The 17,833-nt window shown below is 70.3% G+C and carries 12 protein-coding genes; 5 read left to right on the top strand and 7 right to left on the bottom strand.

Features of this window, described 5'->3' with window-relative positions; translation table 11 throughout:
- Positions 1-90: 90 nt before the first annotated feature.
- Positions 91-1,374 carry a cysteine desulfurase family protein gene (locus ACEXOR_RS04915; RefSeq protein WP_374848274.1) on the bottom strand — a complete coding sequence of 428 codons (1,284 nt, stop codon included), beginning with the start codon at positions 1,372-1,374 and terminating at the stop codon, positions 91-93.
- A 170-nt stretch (positions 1,375-1,544) separates the two neighbouring features.
- On the opposite strand from ACEXOR_RS04915, the gene glgX reads away from it, so the two are divergent.
- Entirely contained in the window at positions 1,545-3,608 is a 2,064-nt protein-coding gene (gene glgX, locus ACEXOR_RS04910; RefSeq protein WP_374848273.1) for a glycogen debranching protein GlgX, read from the top strand.
- 1 nt (position 3,609) lies between these two features.
- On the opposite strand, the gene ACEXOR_RS04905 is transcribed toward glgX, so the two are convergent.
- Positions 3,610-5,073, bottom strand: a complete 1,464-nt coding sequence (locus ACEXOR_RS04905; protein ID WP_374848271.1) for a DHA2 family efflux MFS transporter permease subunit — start codon at positions 5,071-5,073, stop codon at positions 3,610-3,612.
- Positions 5,074-5,148: 75 nt separating this feature from the next.
- Between ACEXOR_RS04905 and ACEXOR_RS04900 the strand changes: the two genes are divergently transcribed.
- A complete protein-coding gene (locus tag ACEXOR_RS04900) occupies positions 5,149-5,760 on the top strand; it encodes a TetR/AcrR family transcriptional regulator (RefSeq protein ID WP_374848270.1) in 612 nt (203 codons plus the stop codon).
- A gap of 36 nt (positions 5,761-5,796) precedes the next feature.
- On the opposite strand, the gene glgP is transcribed toward ACEXOR_RS04900, so the two are convergent.
- Positions 5,797-8,361, bottom strand: a complete 2,565-nt coding sequence (gene glgP / locus ACEXOR_RS04895) for an alpha-glucan family phosphorylase (RefSeq protein ID WP_374848269.1) — start codon at positions 8,359-8,361, stop codon at positions 5,797-5,799.
- A gap of 101 nt (positions 8,362-8,462) precedes the next feature.
- Here glgP and ACEXOR_RS04890 point away from each other — a divergent pair, with 101 nt between their 5' ends.
- Complete coding sequence (locus tag ACEXOR_RS04890) at positions 8,463-10,610, top strand: alpha-1,4-glucan--maltose-1-phosphate maltosyltransferase (protein WP_374848268.1); 2,148 nt, start codon at positions 8,463-8,465, stop codon at positions 10,608-10,610.
- A complete protein-coding gene (gene glgB / locus ACEXOR_RS04885) occupies positions 10,607-12,826 on the top strand; it encodes a 1,4-alpha-glucan branching protein GlgB (protein WP_374848267.1) in 2,220 nt (739 codons plus the stop codon). The genes ACEXOR_RS04890 and glgB overlap by 4 nt, the downstream gene beginning before the upstream one ends.
- Positions 12,827-12,859: 33 nt before the next feature.
- Here the strand turns inward: glgB and ACEXOR_RS04880 are convergent, their stop codons facing one another.
- Together ACEXOR_RS04880 and ACEXOR_RS04875 are read right to left on the bottom strand one after the other, a co-directional pair.
- A complete protein-coding gene (locus ACEXOR_RS04880; RefSeq protein WP_374848265.1) occupies positions 12,860-13,819 on the bottom strand; it encodes a tetratricopeptide repeat protein in 960 nt (319 codons plus the stop codon).
- Positions 13,816-15,618 carry a DUF8094 domain-containing protein gene (locus ACEXOR_RS04875; RefSeq protein ID WP_374848264.1) on the bottom strand — a complete coding sequence of 601 codons (1,803 nt, stop codon included), beginning with the start codon at positions 15,616-15,618 and terminating at the stop codon, positions 13,816-13,818. The genes ACEXOR_RS04880 and ACEXOR_RS04875 overlap by 4 nt, the downstream gene beginning before the upstream one ends.
- A gap of 119 nt (positions 15,619-15,737) precedes the next feature.
- Between ACEXOR_RS04875 and ACEXOR_RS04870 the strand changes: the two genes are divergently transcribed.
- Positions 15,738-16,793: an AI-2E family transporter gene (locus ACEXOR_RS04870; RefSeq protein ID WP_374848263.1), complete on the top strand. Its 1,056-nt coding sequence runs from the start codon at positions 15,738-15,740 to the stop codon at positions 16,791-16,793.
- 16 nt (positions 16,794-16,809) lie between these two features.
- On the opposite strand, the gene ACEXOR_RS04865 is transcribed toward ACEXOR_RS04870, so the two are convergent.
- Positions 16,810-17,529 (bottom strand): alpha/beta hydrolase, encoded by a 720-nt coding sequence (locus ACEXOR_RS04865; RefSeq protein ID WP_374848262.1) that lies wholly within the window; start codon positions 17,527-17,529, stop codon positions 16,810-16,812.
- A gap of 4 nt (positions 17,530-17,533) precedes the next feature.
- Entirely contained in the window at positions 17,534-17,833 is a 300-nt protein-coding gene (locus tag ACEXOR_RS04860) for an Rv1322 family protein (protein ID WP_374848261.1), read from the bottom strand.

Here is a 17,833-nt window from a genome sequence, read left to right as displayed (position 1 = left end):
GCGCAAAGACGTGCTCGTCGCCCCGTGAGGGCGACTTTTCGCGACCCAACGGGTTGGTGCGGGTGGGTTGGGGAGGTGGGCGCGGGCAGGTCAGCGCGTGGTGGCGCGGGTGGAGTGGCCCGCGCGGAGCGCCGCGGCGTAGGCCGCGGGGAGGGCGGCCACGAGGGCGTCGACGTCGGCAGCCGTGGTGCCGTGGCCGAGGGTGAAGCGGAGCGCGCCGCGCGCCGCGTCGGAGGGGACGCCCATGGCGAGAAGCACGTGCGAGATCTCGGGCACACCCGCCTGGCACGCCGAGCCGGTCGAGACCGAGAAGCCCGCCAGGTCGAGCAGGAACAGCAGCGAGTCGCCGTCGCACCCCGGGAACGTGAAGTGCGCGTTGCCGGGCAGCCGCCCTTCGGCCGTCGCATCCCCCCGCAGCACGGCCTCGGGCACCGCCGCCCTCACCCCCGCGATCAACCGGTCCCGCAGCCCGGCCAACTCCTCCAGGAACCCACCCTCCGCCCCGTTCGACGCCGCGCCCGCAAGCACCACCGACCCCGCAGACGCCGCGCCCGCAAGAGCCCCCGCCTCCGCAGCCCCCGCCGACGCAGCCCCCGCCGCCGCCGCGAACCCCACCGCGCCCGCCACGTCCTGCGTGCCCGACCGTACACGCTGCTGGTTGCCGCCGTGGATGAGCGGCTCCACCTCCCACGCCCGCGCCAGCACGAGCGCCCCGATGCCCACGGGCCCCCCGATCTTGTGCGCCGACACGCTCAGCGCCGCCGCCCCCAGCGCGTCGAACCCGATCGGCAGGTAACCATAGGCCGCCACCGCGTCGACGTGCACCGGCACGCCGTACCCCCGTGCCACGGCCACCAGCGCCGCCACGTCGTTGATCGTGCCCACTTCGTTGTTGGCCCACAGCACACTCACCAGAGCGACGGATGCGCCGTGCTCCGCGAGTGCCGCGTCGAGCACAGCGGGTTGCAGCCGCCCCACCTCGTCCACGGGCAGGGTCACCACCTCGGCCTCCTCGTGCGACGCGAGCCACGAGACCGCGTCGACGGTGGCGTGATGCTCCCCGCCGGGCACCAGAACGACCCGGCGCGACTGGCCGGCAGACGTCGCAGCCGCAGACGATGCCCGCTTCCAGTACAGCCCCTTCACCCCGAGGTTGATCGACTCCGTGCCACCCGACGTGAAGATCACCTCCACCGGCTCGGCCCCGAGCGAGGCCGCCACGACCTCGCGCGACTCCTCGAGCAGCCGCTTCGCCTGCTGCCCCTGGCTGTGGATCGACGACGGGTTCCCCACCACGCCGAGCGCGTCGACGTACGCCTCACGAGCCACGGGCAGCATCGGCGTGGTGGCGGCGTGGTCGAGGTAGACGGGCATGACGTGACCGGGTTCTCCAGGTGAGCAGAGCGACAAGAACGAGCAGAGCGACAAGAACGAGCAGAGCGACAAGAGCAAACACAAGCGAGCTGAACCGAACTGACCCGAGCAGAACCGGCACCACCCGGGCGATTTCGGCGCGGCATTCGCCTGCAACTACTCTAAGTCGCATGACAGCGGCCGACCCCTTCGCCCGGTTGGGCGTTCGCCAGACCTCGCACGGCGGAGAGCTGAGGGTCTGGTCAGAGACCGCCTCGAGCATCGAGCTGCGTCTCTACGACCGCAAAGACCCCAACTGGGTCTTCAAGACGGTGCCGCTGACCCGTGACGACGCGAGCAGCGTCTGGTCGGCCCGCACCAAGAGCCTCGCCCCCGGGCGCCGCTACTCGCTGCACGTCGACGGCCCCGACGGGCCCCAGAACGCCTTCGATCCCGCCCTCCCCCTGCTCGACCCGTACGCCAGAGGGCTCGTGCGCTCTGGCCGTGAGCAGTGGCGAAGCGTCGTGGTCGACGACGACTTCAACTGGAACGGCGTCGCCAAGCCGCACACCCCCCTCGACCGCACGGTCATCTACGAGGCGCACGTCAAGGGCATCAGCAAACTCAACCCCCGCATCCCGGAGCACCTGCGCGGCACCTACGCGGGCCTCGCGCACGAGACGAGCATCGGCTACCTCAAGAGCCTCGGCGTCACCGCAGTCGAGCTGCTGCCGGTGCACGCCTTCGTCTCCGAGCAGCGGCTGCAGAAGCAGGGGCTCAGCAACTACTGGGGCTACAACACGCTCGGCTTCTTCGCCCCGCACAGCCTCTACGCCTCCCGCGCGGCTCAGGCCGAGGGCCCGGATGCGGTGCTGCGCGAGTTCAAGGGCATGGTGAAACTGCTGCACGAAGCCGGTCTCGAGGTCATCCTCGACGTGGTCTACAACCACACGGCCGAAGAGGGGCGGATGGGCCCGACCACCAGCTTCCGCGGCATCGACAATGCCGGTTACTACCGGCAGACCAGCCGTGGCGACTACGTCGACGTCACCGGGTGCGGCAACTCCATCAACACCGCGACTCCCGCGGTCACCCGCCTGATCCTCGACTCCCTGAAGTACTGGGCGAACGACGTGCAGGTCGACGGCTTCCGCTTCGATCTCGCGGCCACCCTGGGTCGCAACGGCGACCACTACTACGACCCCGCGCATCCGCTGATCACCGGCATCGTCGACGATCCCGAGCTGGCCGGCGTGAAGATGATCGCCGAACCGTGGGACGTGGGCATGGGCGGCTGGCAGACCGGCAACTTCCCCGCCGGCTGGTCGGAGTGGAACGACCGCTTCCGCGACCGGATGCGCAAGTTCTGGCTGCGCGACATCAAGTCCATCCGCGAGAACGGCAGCCCCGGCGACGGCGTGGGCATGCTCGCCACGCGGATCGCCGGATCGTCGAACACCTTCGCCCAGGCCAGGGGGCCGCTCGCGTCGATCGACTTCGTCACCGCTCACGACGGCTTCACCCTCGCCGACCTCACGGCCTACAACGTCAAGCACAACGTGGGCAACGGCGAGGGCAACCGCGACGGCAGCGACAACAACATGTCGTACAACCACGGCATCGAGGGCCCCACCACCAACCGCGCCGTCGTGGAGGCCCGCCGGCGTGCCATGCGCAACCTGATGGGCACGCTCCTTCTCTCCGCCGGCGTGCCCATGATCACGGCCGGCGACGAGTTCGGCCGCAGCCAGAAGGGCAACAACAACGCCTACTGCCACGACTCCGAGCTCACCTGGCTGAGCTGGGACCGGCGCACCTGGCAGAAGGAGCTCTGGCGCACCACCCAGCACCTGCTCCGGATGCGACGCGAGAATCCCGCACTCCGCCCGGTGCGCTACGGGGTGTTCGGCGAGCGCACCCCCGGCTCGAGCCAGATGGACTGGTACGACGCCGCGGGCGAGTCGATGTCGGTGGCCGACTGGAACTCACCCGAGAACCGCACCCTGCAGTACGTGGCCGCCTCCACGCCCGAGCATGAGCCGTTCAACCGCATCCTCACCGTCATCCACGGGGTGGAGTCGCCCATCTCGATCACCCTGCCGGTGCACGAGGGCGTCGAGGCGTACGAACTGCTCTGGGACTCCTCGGAGGAGGTGCCGTCGACGCATCACCACGACGAGCCCCTCCCCCGCTTCGCCCCCGGCAGCACGGTGGATGTCGCGGCCGCCTCGTTGCAGCTCTACAAAGCCGTCTGACTCACGGAGCCGAGACGGTCTGGCGCCCGACTCGCGGCAGCCAGAGGGCCACCACGGCGGCGAGCAGCAGCGCCCCCGCACCGGTGGCGATCGCGGGAACCGCCGCATCCACGTAACCGGTGGCGGTGAAGGTGCCGCCGGCCCCCGTGAACACCGCTGTGAGCACGGCGATGCCGAGCGCCACGCCGATCTCGCGCAGGGTGGAGTTGGTGCCGGAGGCCTTCGCGTTGTCCTCCGGGGTCATGCCGGCGAGCACGGCCGTCGAGGCCGGCGCGAACACCAGCCCCATTCCCACCCCGGCCAGCACGAACGCCGGCACGAGCAGCGGGTAGTCGAGCGTGGCCGACATGGTCACGGCGAGCCAGCCGACCCCCACCGCCTGCAGCAGCAGTCCGGCCACGATCAGCGGGCGCGGCCCGATGCGCCCGGCGAGTGCTCCGGCGATCGGCGCCACCACCATCGGGGCCAGCGTCCACGGCATGGTCATCACGCCGGCCTCGAGCGGCGTCGCCCCGCCCACGATCTGCAGGTACTGGATGAGGATGAAGATCGCCCCGAAGATGCCGAAGCTGAACACCAACCCGACGATGTTCGCCACCGTGAAGCTCCGGTCGCGGAACAGCCGCAGCGGCAGCAACGGGTTCGCCACCCTCCGCTCCCAGAGCACGAACGCCACGAGCAGCAGCACGCCGCCGGCCAGCGCCCCCACGACCTCGCCGCTCCCCCAGCCCGCGTCGTTGCCCCGCACCACGCCGTACACCACACCCAGCACGCCGAGCCCCGCGAGCAGCACGCCCACCACGTCGGCCCGCAGCCTGGCACCGAACGAGTTGGGCAGGGCCAGCAGCACGAGCGGCACGCTCAGGATGCCCACGGGCACGTTCAGCCAGAAGATCGCGTTCCAGTCGAACCCCTCGATCACCGCGCCGCCGATCAGCGGGCCGAGCGCCACTCCGAGGCCGGAGATGCCACCCCAGATGCCGATCGCGAGCGGACGCATCCGGGATCCCACCGAGCCCACCAGCAGGGTGAGCGACAGCGGCATCAGGGCCGCGGCCCCCGCGCCCTGCACCGCGCGGGCCGCGATCAGCATCCACGGCTCGGTGCTCACCGCACAGAGCGCCGACGCCAGGGTGAACAGCACGATGCCGCCCACGAACACGTGCCGCCGGCCGAGCCGGTCGCCGAGCGCCACCGCGAGCAACATGAAGGTGGCGAAGCTCAGCGTGTAGGCGTTCACGAACCACTGCAGCTGTTCGATCGAGGCGTTCAGCTCACGTCCGAGCACCGGGAGCGCACTCGTGACGACGAGATTGTCGAGCGTGGCCATGAACATCGGCACCGAGGCGGCCACGACGGCCAGCCAGACGGGGATGCGGCCGAGCCGGCCGGGACGGGCATCCGGTGCACCGGTCTGCGGCGCTGTCGGCACGGCGCCGGTCGCGGGGGATTCTGCGATGGCCAAGGCGGCCCCTCTCGTTATAGGTAATCAGATGATTACAACTACGAGAGTAAGTAATCGACTGATACTCTGTCAAGCGTGAGCGAGTCGAGACCGAGGATGCCCGCGAGCGAACGCCGCGAGCTCGTGCTCGACGCCGCGCTGGCGGTGTTCGGGCAGCAGGGCTATGCCGGCGCCACCACCGACATGGTGGCCCGGGCGGCCGGGGTGAGCCAGCCCTACGTGGTACGCATGTTCGGCACCAAGGAGCAGCTCTTCCTGGAGGTGCTCGGCAGCGCGCTCGATCAGCTCATGGCGGCCTTCCGCCGGGCCGTGGACGGCGACCCCGAGCTGCCGATCGGCCGGCGGCTGGGCCTGGCGTACTTCGAACTCACCGCCAACCGCAGCATCCTGCTCTGCCTCATGCACGCCTTCGCCTCGGGCGCCGACCCGGTGATCGGTGCGGCCGCCCGCGAGGGTTTCATGAGGGTGTACCGGCTGCTGCGCGACGAAGCGGGCATGGATGCCGCAGCCACCCACGACTTCCTGGCCGGCGGCATGCTCGCCAACGTCGTGCTGGGCCTGCAGCTCGTCGACGCCGAGGGCGCCGACCCCGACGTGGAGGAGCTGGTGTGCACCGTCTTCCCCGAGAAGCTCGAGCTCATCCGCGCCGGCCAGCCGCCGCGGGTCGACTACCGCAGCCGCGGCTGACGCGCTTCCAGCCGGTCGGCCGCGGGCACCCGGTACTCAGCGTGCCGCGGCGATGAGCCCGAGTTCGGCCGCCGAGGCGAGGTTCGCGTGCCGGGGCACGACGCGCACGGTGTACCCGAACGAGCCCGCTCGGCCGAGCAGCACGGTGCCCGCGTAGACCCGGTCGGATCCGCCGTCGCCGGCGCCCGCGGCAGCCGTCAGCTCGACCGTGTCGGTCTCGGCGAGCTCGTCGCCGTGCACCGCGTGGCCGTAGACGACCTCCACCGCCACGTCGGCGGGCTCGAGACCACCGAGCTGCACGTGGGCGCGCACGTGGAGTTCGTCTCCCACCTGGGGTGTGTCGTCGAGTCCACCGGATTCCACGTGCACCACCGAGACGCCCGGCCAGTCGGCACGCACCCGCTGCTTCCACGCGGCGAGCTCACGCGCGGCCTCGTGGTCGTCGACGGTCATCGTGCGCTCGGCGGCGGCCGCCGGGATGTACATGCGCTCGACGTACTCGCGCACCATCCGTTCGGCGCTCAGCTCGGGCGACAGGGTGGCCAGGGTGTGCCGGATGGACCGCAGCCAATGCCGCGGCACCCCGTCGGCGTCGCGGTCGTAGAACCGCGTGGCCACCTGGTTCTCGAGCAGGTCGTAGAGCGCCTCGGCCTCGATGGCGTCGCGCTCGTCGGCGTCGCCCGTCGAGTCGGCCGTGGGGATGGCCCAGCCGTTCTCGCCGTCGAAGTACTCGTTCCACCAGCCGTCGAGGATGGAGAGGTTGAGCCCACCGTTGAGCGCCGCCTTCATCCCCGAGGTGCCGCAGGCCTCCAGCGGGCGGAGCGGATTGTTGAGCCAGACGTCCGTGCCCGGGTAGAGCAGCTGCGCCATGCCGATGTCGTAGTTGGGCAGGAACACGATGCGGTGCCGCACCTCGGGGTCGGCGGCGAACTGCACGAGCTTCTGGATGAGCCGCTTGCCCTCGTCGTCGGCCGGATGCGACTTGCCCGCGATCACGAACTGCACCGGGCGCTCGGGGTTCAGCAGGATGGACTTCAACCGGGCCGGGTCGTGCAGCATCAGGGTGAGCCGCTTGTACGTGGGCACCCGGCGGGCGAACCCGATGGTGAGCACGTTCGGGTCGAGCAGCGTCTGGAACCAGGCGGGAGGGATGGAGTCGGGGTTCTGCTCCCGCCAGGCCTCGGTCACCCGCCGGCGCGCGTCGTGCACGAGCTGGCGCCGCATGTCTCCACGCACGGCCCACAGTTCATCGTCGGTGACGGCGTCGGAGCGCCAGTCGGCCACCGTGGTGTCACCGGTGCCGAGCTTGGTGCGGGCGAGCTCCTGCAGCAGCGGGTCGGTCCAGGTGGGGGCGTGCACGCCGTTGGTCACGGAGGTGATCGGCACGTCGTCGCGGTCGAACCCCGGCCAGAGCCCGCTGAACATGCCTCGGGAGACGGCTCCGTGCAGCACGGAGACGCCGTTGGTGCGCTGACCGAGGCGCAGTCCCAGCACCGCCATGTTGAACATGTCGGGTGATCCGCCCTCGTAGTCCTCGGCTCCGAGCGACAGCACCGAGCCGGCGTCGAGCCCCGGCAGCATGTCGGTGGAGAAGTACCGCTCCACGAGCGAGCGGTCGAACCGGTCGATGCCGGCCGGAACCGGGGTGTGGGTGGTGAACACCGTGCCGGCGCGCACCACCTGCAGAGCCTCGTCGAACGAGAGGCCGTTGCCGATCAGCGTGCAGATGCGCTCGAGTCCGAGGAACCCGGCGTGACCCTCGTTGGTGTGGTACACCTCGGGCATGGGCTGGTCTGTGAGCTCGGAGACCACCTGAAGCGCCCTCACCCCGCCGATGCCGAGCAGCAGCTCCTGCAGCAGCCGGTGCTCACCACCGCCGCCGTAGAGCCGGTCGGTGACGCTGCGCAGCTGGTCGTCGTTGTCGGGGATGTCGGTGTCGAGCATGAGCAGGCGCACCCGGCCCACCTGGGCCTGCCAGATGCGGGCGTAGAGTGCCCGGTCGTCGGGCAGCGCCAGCACGATCTGGGCCGGCGTGCCGTCGGCGAGCCGGAGCACCGAGAGCGGGAGCCCGTCAGGGTCGAGCACGGGGTAGCTCTCCTGCTGCCAGCCGTCGCGCGAGATGGCCTGGGAGAAGTAGCCGGAGCGGTAGAACAGGCCCACCCCGATGATGGGTACGCCGAGGTCGGAGGCCGCCTTGAGGTGGTCGCCGGCCAGGATGCCGAGGCCGCCCGAGTACTGCGGAAGCGCGGCGGCGATGCCGAACTCGGGCGAGAAGTAGCCGATCGACCGCGGCCGCGGCCCCTCGAGACCCTGGTACCAGCGGGGTTCGGTGAGGTAGGCGTTCAGGTCGTCGCGCAGGCTGTTCGCCCAGGCCACGAAGCCCTGGTCGTCGGCGAGCTGCTCGAGTCGTTCGGGGCGCACGGCGCCGAGCAGGGCCACCGGATCGCCCTGGGTGCTCTGCCAGTCCTCCGGTGAGATGTGCGAGAAGATCTGCTGCGTCGGCTGATGCCAGGCCCAGCGGAGGTTGGCGGCGAGTTCGCCGAGCGCGGAGAGCGCTTCGGGCAGCACGGAACGGACAGTGAATCGGCGGATCGCTCGCACGCGACACCTCTCTCGGATCGGTGGTCGATAGCTTAGGGCGGCGGCGTGACCGGCGAGTGAACAGCGTTGCAGCAGACCCCATTCTCGGTAGGGTCTGAGGTGTGGCAGCTACTCGCAAACGACCCGCATCGACCTCCGCCTCGAAGGCGCGCACGACCGCGGCGCCCGCGGTGGAGCCCCAGGTGACCGCTCCCGAGCCCCCGGCTCCCGCGGCGCCCCCGGTGCCCGAGACGGCCTTCCGGCCCGCCATCGGCCGCATTCCCATCCTCCAGGTGTTCCCGTCGGTCGACGGCGGACGCTTCACGGCGAAGGGATTCGTGGGCGAGGTGATCCCGTTCGGGGCCACCGTCTTCCGCGAGGGCCACGACGCCGTCGGCGCCCACCTCGAGCTCGAGGCACCCGACGGCACCGTGATCGACCGCCCGCTCACGCGCACCCACAGCTGGGACGACGAGTGGCGCGGGCTCGCGCAAGTGACCAGCGCGGGTCGCTGGCGCTTCCGCATCCGGGGCTACAGCGACGACTACGCCACCTGGGAGCACAACGCGAGCGTGAAGATCGCCGCCGGAATCGACGTGGAGCTGATGTTCGCCCTCGGCGCCCAGCTCTTCCACCGACTGTCCACCGAGACCCACCGGCCCGACCCGGAGCGCGAGCTGTTCGCCGAGATCTCGGCAACGCTCGGTGAGACGGCCGGCCCTCCGGCCGAGCGGCTCGGCGCGGCCTACGGCACACGGGTGACGGATGCGCTGCGCCTGCGTCCGGCCGAGAGCCTCACCACGTACTCCGACTGGAACCCGCTGAACGTCGAGCGCACCCGCGCGGGTTCGGGCTCGTGGTACGAGTTCTTCCCGCGATCGATCGGGGCCGAGCAGGCCGACGACGGCACCTGGACCAGCGGCACCTTCCGCACCGCGGCCTCCCGCCTGCCCGACGTGGCGGCCATGGGCTTCGACGTGCTGTATCTGCCGCCCATCCACCCGATCGGCGAGGCGTTCCGCAAGGGCCGCAACAACACCCTCGACCCGCAGCCCGGCGACCCCGGCTCGCCGTGGGCCATCGGCGGTGCGGCCGGCGGGCACGACACCGTGCATCCGGAGCTCGGCACGCAGGCCGACTTCGAGTACTTCCTCGCCGAGGCGGAGCGGAACGGCCTCGAGCTCGCGCTCGACTTCGCGTTGCAGGCCTCGCCCGACCACCCGTGGGTGACCGAGCATCCGGAGTGGTTCACCACGCTGCCCGACGGTTCGATCGCGTACGCCGAGAACCCGCCGAAGAAGTACCAGGACATCTACCCGATCAACTTCGACAACGACCCGCAGGGCATCCGTGCCGAAGCGCTGCGGCTGCTGGAGTTCTGGATCGGGCTGGGCGTGAAGATCTTCCGGGTCGACAACCCGCACACCAAGCCGCTCGATTTCTGGGAGTGGGTCATCCACGAGGTGAACACCGCTCATCCTGACGTGGTCTTCCTGGCCGAGGCGTTCACGCGCCCGGCGCCGATGCAGGGCCTCGCGAAAGCCGGGTTCCAGCAGTCGTACAGCTACTTCACCTGGCGCAACACCAAGGCCGAGATCGAGGAGTTCTTCACCTCCATCTCGCAGGAGACCGCCGAGTTCATGCGGCCGAACCTGTTCGTGAACACGCCCGACATCCTCACCGAGTACCTGCAGTTCGGCGGGATGCCGGCCTACCGCATCCGTGCGGTGCTCGCGGCCACCGGTGCGCCGCTGTGGGGGGTGTACTCCGGCTTCGAGCTGATCGAGAACGTCGCCCGGCCGGGCGCCGAGGAGAACATCGACAACGAGAAGTACGAGTTCCGTCCGCGCGACTTCGCCGCGGCCGAGGCCGGCGGGCGCTCGATCGCGCAGGAGATCACCCGGCTGAACGCCATCCGGCGCGAGCACCCGGCGCTGGGGCAGCTGCGCAACCTCCGCGTCCACGCCAGCGACGACGAGGCGATCGTGGCCTACTCGAAGCACCTCGACGCGGAGTTCACCCCCGACGGGGTGGCCGACACCCTCATCGTGGTCGTGAACGTCGACCCGCACTCCAGCCGCGAGTCCACCGTGCACCTCGACCTCGCCCAGCTCGGCCTGCCGAGCGGCTCCGAGTTCACCGTCACCGACCTGCTCACCGGCAACGTGTGGCAGTGGGGCGAGCACAACTACGTGCGACTCGACGCCTTCTCGGCGCCCGCCCACATCCTGCACGTCACCCGATCCACCGAAGACGGAGCAACCCGATGACCAGCCCCGACGGCGCCACCGCGCTCTCCCTGCCCGAACTGTCCGACGACCTGCTCGCCCGGGTGGCGAGCGGCTCGTACCACAACCCGCACGAGGTGCTCGGTCAGCACCTGATCGAGGCGCCGGGCGTCTCCGACCCCATCACGGTCATCCGAACGCTCCGCCCGCTCGCGAGCGAGGTGAGCGCGGTGCTCTCCAACGGCGCCCGCGCGGCCCTCACCCACCTCTGGGGCGGCATCTGGCAGGGCTTCACCCTGACGGGTCTGAACGACTACGTCATCGAGGCCCGCTACGACGACGGCGCCGTGTGGACCGCCGACGACCCCTATCGCTACTCCCCCACCCTGGGCGAGCTCGACCTGCACCTCATCGGCGAGGGCCGGCACGAGAAGCTCTGGACGGTTCTCGGCTCACGGGTCGAGTCGGTGCAGGGCGTCGACTCGGCCACCGAGGGCACCGCGTTCGCCGTCTGGGCCCCGCACGCACGGGCCGTGCGGGTGATCGGCGAGTTCAACGGCTGGGACGGCACGAGGCACGCCATGCGCAGCCTCGGCGGAACCGGCGTGTGGGAGCTGTTCGTGCCGGACCTCGGAGCCGGCGGCACCTACAAGTTCGAGATCCTCACCCAGAACGGCGACTGGGTGCAGCGGGCCGATCCGATGGCGCGCTCCGCCGAGGTGCCCCCGCTCACCGCGTCGGTGATCGACGAGAGCGGCTACACCTGGGCAGACGGCGAATGGATGACGGCCCGTGCCGAGGTCGACCCGCACACGAGCCCGATGAGCGTCTACGAGATGCACCTCGGCTCCTGGCGCCCCGGACTGACCTACCGCACCCTCGCCGACGAACTCATCCCCTACCTGCAGCAGTTGGGCTTCACGCACGTGGAGTTCATGCCGCTGGCCGAGCATCCGTTCGGCGGCAGCTGGGGTTACCAGGTGACGGGGTACTACGCCGCCACCTCGCGCTTCGGCAGCCCCGACGACCTGCGCTACCTGATCGACCGGCTGCACCAGGCCGGCTTCGGCGTGCTGATGGACTGGGTGCCGGGCCACTTCCCGAAGGACGAGTGGGCGCTCGCCCGCTTCGACGGGCAGCCGCTCTACGAGCACGCCGACCCGCGCCGCGGCGAGCAGCCCGACTGGGGCACGCTGGTGTTCGACTTCGGCAACAGCACGGTGCGCAACTTCCTGGTGGCGAACGCCCTCTACTGGCTCGAGGAGTTCCACATCGACGGCCTGCGGGTCGACGCGGTGGCGAGCATGCTCTACCTCGACTACTCCCGCAAAGACGGCGAGTGGCTGCCGAACCAGTACGGCGGGCGCGAGAACCTCGAGGCCATCAGTCTGCTGCAGGAGGTGACGGCCACCGCCTACAAGACCAACCCCGGCATCGTGATGATCGCCGAGGAGTCGACCTCGTGGCCCGGCGTCACCCACCCCACCGATCGCGGCGGCCTCGGCTTCGGCATGAAGTGGAACATGGGCTGGATGCACGACACCCTCAACTACATCTCCGAAGACCCGATCAACCGCAGCTACCACCACGGCGAGATCACGTTCTCGTTCCTCTACGCCTTCAGTGAGAACTTCATGCTGCCGATCTCGCACGACGAGGTCGTCCACGGCAAGGGCTCGCTGCTGACGAAGATGCCGGGTGACCACTGGCAGAAACTCGCCAACCTGCGGGCGTACCTCGGATTCATGTGGGCGCATCCGGGCAAGCAGCTGTTGTTCATGGGCCAGGAGTTCGGCCAGCCGAGCGAGTGGAGCGAGGAGCGCGGGCTCGACTGGTGGATCCTCGACCAGCCGGTGCACCAGAAGCTGCTCGCGCTGGTGGGGCATCTCAATCGCGTCTACCGCGAGAACCCCGCCCTCTGGGCGCTCGACAACGAGCCGGCCGGCTTCGAGTGGATCGACGGCGGCTCGTCGTCGCAGAACCTGGTGTCGTTCCTGCGCTGGGACTCGGAGGGCAACCCGATCGCCGTGCTGATGAACTTCTCGGGCGCTCCCGTGGGGCCCTACCGCGTCGGTCTGCCGTTCGGCGGCCGCTGGGACGAGTTGGTGAACACCGACGCCGAGGAGTACGGCGGATCGGGCGTGGGCAACTACGGCTCGGTCGAGGCGGAGTACGTGCCCTGGTCGGGCCGCCCGGCGTCGGTGGAGCTCACGCTGCCCCCGCTCGCGGCCCTGTTCCTCAAGCCCCGCAAGAGCTAGGGCGCCCAGCCGGCGCCCTGGCCGGAGACCGGCCTAGTACAGGAGCATGGTGAGGCGGCGGCGGGCCGTCGCCACCCGGGGGTCGTCGTTGCCGACGACCTCGAAGAGCTCCAGCATTCGGGTGCGCACGGTGTTCTTGCCATCGGCGTCCTGCGCCGGGAAGAGCGTGAGGAGCCGGTCGAACGCGTCGTCGATGTGGCCGCCGGAGACGTCGAGGTCGGCCACCAGCAGCTGCGCCTCGAGGTCGTCCGGGGCTGCGGCGGCGTTCGAGCGGATCTCGTCGAGCGAACGGCCCTGCAGCCGCTCCAGGAGCTTCACCTGGGCGAGGCCCGCCACAGCCAGGGCGTCGCGCGGGTTCTGCGCGATCGCGGTCTGGTACTCGCGGATGGCCTCGGCGTAGTCGCCGCGGGCGATGGCGTCGTAGGCCTCGGCGTGATGCGGCGGCAGGGGTTCCTCGACGGGCTCGGCCTTCGAGGCATCCGGAGCATCGCCGACCTCGATCGTGCCGGTGACCCCGTTCTGCGCGGCGAGCTGCAGCACCTGCTCCACCACCGCGCGCACCTCCTCCTCGGGGTAGGAGCCCTGGAACAGCTGCACCGGCCGGCCGCCCACGAGCGCCGCCACGGTGGGAACCGACTGCGCCTGGAAGGCCTGCGCCAGCTGCGGGTTGGCCTGGGCGTCGACGCCCACGAGCACCAGGCGCCCGGCGTACTCGGCCACGATTCGGGTGAGCAGGGCGGTGAGCTCCACACTGGCCTCGGCCCAGTCGGCCTTGAGGTCGACGATGACGGGAACCTGGTTCGACAGCTCGATGAACTGGGTGAAGTTCGCGTCGGTGCCCTCCTGCACGAGACCGCCGGCGGCCGATGCCCCGGCGCCCGACCCCGGCGCGGCGGCCGACGGCGCGGCGACACCCGGCTGCGGGCGGTTCACCAGCGACGACAGGTCGACGGCGCCGCGCAGGCTGGCGGCGGAGGGCGGGGTCATGCTCACGGCAACTCCTTGGCTTGGACGAGCCCCTGGCTGAATCCGAGGAGCTCGGCTTTTCCGGTGTCTCCCGAAGGCGGGATGAAGAACAACAGCTGGTAGTCGAACACGGCCTCGGTGCCCTTGGAGCTCTCGGTCACCCCGGAGAGCGCCTTGACGGCACCCGTGGGGCTCACCGTGGCGCCCGACTCGATCGGCTTCACGGTCTGCGACTCGCGCAGGTTCACCGCCACCAGGCCTCCCGAACCGCTGGTGGCCAGGGCGATGTTCTGGCCGGGGGCAGCGACGGATGCGAACTCCATCGAGGCCGTCGCCGACAGTCCGGCCTTCTGGCTGGCCTTGTACTCCGCGCCGACCTGACTGCGCAGGGTGTCGCCTTCGGGGTCGATCTGAGCGGCGTACTGGCTCGAGTCGCCGTTCAGCAGGATGTCGGCGTAAGCCGTCTTCAGCTCGTCGGGCGTGAGGGTGAGCAGCTTCGTCTCCGGTGCCAACCGCGTCGTTCCGACACTGGCCGCCGCCACGGGCGGGAGGCTCGTGTCGGGCTCGAGCGTGATCTCGTAGTACACCTTGTAGTTCGCCCGGGGCGAGTCCTGCACGAGCATCAGCGCCACCGGCGGCACCGCGGTGTCGGTGCCCTGCACGACGGTGAACACCGTCTTGGGCCAGCTGGTGCTCGCCTGCGGCAGCACGACCTCGAGCGGGCCGGAGGGAATGGCCTGCGGGGCCGGGTACTCGGGGTAGCCCGCCCGGATGGCGTAGGTGGCCGAGCGCAGGTCGAGCGCCGGGCCGTCGAAGCGGCTGGTGAGGGCGTCGGCGCTGGAGGTGGCGTCGGCCTCGGCGGCCACGGTCGAGATCGTCGAGACGATCCCCTCCAGCTGCGCCTCGGTGACGGCGGGAACCGGGCTGTCGTCGTCGGGCGCGTCGGTCGGGAGCGCATCCGGGGCCGGCGTCGACGAGGGGTCGGGGGTCGCGGTGACCGTGACGGCATCCGTGGCCGGTGCGGCCTGCGGCCAGTAGTCGCTCGAGCAGCCGCCGAGCGCGAGCACGCTGGCGAAGGCCACCGGCACGGCGATCATCGGTGCGATCGAGCGTCGGCCGCGCTTGACGCCCGACTCGATGGCGTTGGTGCGCGAGGGCGAGAACCGCTTGCCCTTGGGCAATGCCGGGGGCTTCCGGCGCGGGCGCTGCGAACGGCGCATGTGCAGCAGGCCAAGCACGAGCAGCACCAGGCCGGCGAACAGGAAGACCACGCCGGCCACCAGGAGCGGGCCGACCCAGGGAGTCGCGTTCGGGATGGGCCAGGAGATGCGCACCTGCGACGGTGCGGGCTGTGTGCCGTCGGAGGCCACGATCACCGAGTAGCCGGCCGGCAGGCTCAGCTGGCGGTACATCGCGTCGTCGGAGGTGAACTGCTCGAGCCACAGGTCGCTGCCGGCCGGGTTCGCCGAGCCGCTCGCCACGTTGTCGGCCGCATCCGGGTTGGCCTCGACGGTGCTCGCGGTGAGCTCACCGGCATCCGAGTCGTAGCCGATGGCGGTGTAGGCCGAGCCGTCGAGCCAGGCTTCGACGTCCGAGGTGCGGCCGTAGGCGGCGAACACGGTGTCGCTGCCGGTGAGCGCGAGGGTCTGCCGGCCCTCGTGCGCCAGCAGCGCCGACGAATCGATCATGAGGTAGGGCTCGGACTCGTCGACGGCGACCGTCGAGGAGACGGTGTTCGGCGGCAGGAACACGGTTCGTTGCGCGACGCCGACACCGATCAGCGCGGTCGCGATGATGAAGGCGAAGATGGCGAAGATAAAGCGCACGAAGACTCCTGACAAAGACATTAAAAGATAGCCGATCCCCCGCGGCCCGGCGCACAGGCCACGTTCAGGCGACCATATGATTGCTCTACGCCGCCGGCATCACCTTCGAGGGAGCACCTGTGAAGATTCAGAACGCCTTCACTCTCGGACTGGTGGCGACCCTCGGAGTGGGCGTCGGCATCGGCATCCTGGGGGCGGTCACCTCACTGGCCACGATTCTCACCTACATCGGTGTGGCCATCTTCATCGCGCTCGGTCTCGACCCGATCGTGTCGTGGCTCGAGCGCAAGCACTGGCCACGGTGGCTGGCGATCCTCACCGTGCTGGTGATGGTGCTGGGCGTCTTCACCGGCCTCGTGTTCGCCGTGGTGCCGATCATCGTCGACCAGATCTCGCAGCTGATCGACCTCATCCCGAACATCATCAACAGCGTGCTCGACCAGCAGTGGCGCGACAACGCCACCGAGCAGCTCGGCGGCTTCGTCGACGTGAACGAGGTCTACAACGCCATCGTCGAGTACTTCAAGGACGCCGGCAACGTGACGGCCCTGGCCGGTGGCGCGCTGCAGGTGGGCGTGGGGATCGCCAGCGGGGCCTTCGGCGCCATCATCGTGCTCATCCTCACCCTGTACTTCACGGCGTCGCTGAACCACATGAAGCGGGCGGCCTACCGCCTGGTGCCCGCCTCCAAGCGCGAGCGGTTCGCCGATCTGAGCGAGCAGGTCACCGGCGCCGTGGGCCGCTACGTGGTGGGGCAGATCTCGCTCGCGCTGATCAACGGCGTGCTGAGCTTCATCTTCCTGTCGATCATCCAGGCGCCGTTCTCGGCGGTGCTCGCGTTCCTGGCGGGAATGCTCTCGCTGATCCCCCTGGTCGGCACCATCTCGGGGTCGGCCGTCATCGTGCTGGTCTGCCTCATCCCGGGGCTCGGCTCACCGCTCACGGCCCTCGTGGCCGGTATCTACTACATCGTCTACATGCAGGTCGAGGCCTACCTGCTGAGCCCGAAGATCATGAACCGCGCGGTGTCGGTGCCGGGTTCGATCGTGGTCATCGCGGCCCTCGCGGGCGGCACGCTGCTCGGGGTGCTCGGCGCCCTGGTGGCCATCCCGATCGCCGCGAGCATCCTGCTCATCATCAAGCAGGTCATCATCCCCATCCAGAACGAGCGCTGACCTCCGTCGTGCCGGCCTACGTCTCGTAGGTGGTCGGCAGCGGGTAGGCCGCGGCGTTCACATGTGCCACGATCTCGTCGAGAACGCGGCGGGTCTGCTGCTCCCCCACCCAGAGGTGCTTGCCGCCCTCCACCGCCACGAGCTCGATGCTCGGCACGCTCGCGAACTTCTCGCGGGCCTCGGCGGGCCGCAGGTAGTCGTCGAGCTCGGGCACCACGGCCACCAGGCGCTTGCCGTTGCCCTCCCAGGCGGCCACCTCGGCCGGCGAGGCCCGGTGCAGCGGCGGCGACAGCAGGATGGCGCCGTCGATCGGGTACTGCGCCCCGTAGCGCAGCGCCAGCTCCGTACCGAACGACCAGCCCACGAGCCACGGATGCGGCAGCCCCTGCTCCTGGACGAACCGCATCGCGGCCGCCACGTCGTGCCGTTCGCCCTCGCCCTCGTCGAAGGCGCCCTCGCTCGTGCCGCGCGGCGAGCTCACGCCGCGCAGGTTGAACCGCAGCACCGCCAGGTCGGCCAGCGCCGGCAGCCGGTTGGCGGCCTTGCGCAGGATGTGCGAGTCCATGAACCCGCCGTGGGTGGGCAGCGGATGCAGTGTCACCAGGGTGGCCACCGGGTCGCCCGAGAGCGGCGTGGCCAGCTCTCCCACGAGGGTCAGCCCGTCGGCGGTGTGCAGCTCGATGTCCTCCCGGCGGGCCGGGAGCTCGGTCGACGAGCGGATGTCGTGCACGGTCACAGGGTCAGGCTCCGATCTTCCAGCAGTGGATGTGCCAGTGCCGGCGGGCGGCCAGATCGCTCACGTCGCCCATCACGCCGTCGGCGCGCCAGGTCACCAGGTGGGCGAGCCCGGGGGCGATGGGCACCGAGCAGCCGGGGCAGGAGTACTCCTTCACGGCCGACAGCGCCGAGACCGGCTGCACGTTCCAGCTCACGCCGCGTCGCACCTCGGTGCGCTTCCAGCCGGCGAGCAGTCGCTCCAGGCCCGGCTCGTCGGGGTCGTCTCCGCCCGCGCGACGACGGGGGCGATTGCTGCGGGGCAT

Source organism: Herbiconiux liangxiaofengii, from assembly GCF_041927335.1.
Taxonomy (GTDB): domain Bacteria; phylum Actinomycetota; class Actinomycetes; order Actinomycetales; family Microbacteriaceae; genus Herbiconiux; species Herbiconiux liangxiaofengii.
Note: the sequence above shows the minus strand (reverse complement) of the source record. Positions and strands in the feature narration are given on the sequence as shown.

What these genes read in the sequence shown, in the direction of transcription:
- ACEXOR_RS04915 (WP_374848274.1), bottom strand. Translation starts at nt 1,374, where the DNA reads ATGCCCGTCTACCTCGACCACGCCGCCACCACGCCGATGCTGCCCGTG.
- glgX (WP_374848273.1), top strand. Translation starts at nt 1,545, where the DNA reads ATGACAGCGGCCGACCCCTTCGCCCGGTTGGGCGTTCGCCAGACCTCG.
- glgB (WP_374848267.1), top strand. Translation starts at nt 10,607, where the DNA reads ATGACCAGCCCCGACGGCGCCACCGCGCTCTCCCTGCCCGAACTGTCC.
- ACEXOR_RS04860 (WP_374848261.1), bottom strand. Translation starts at nt 17,833, where the DNA reads ATGCCCCGCAGCAATCGCCCCCGTCGTCGCGCGGGCGGAGACGACCCC.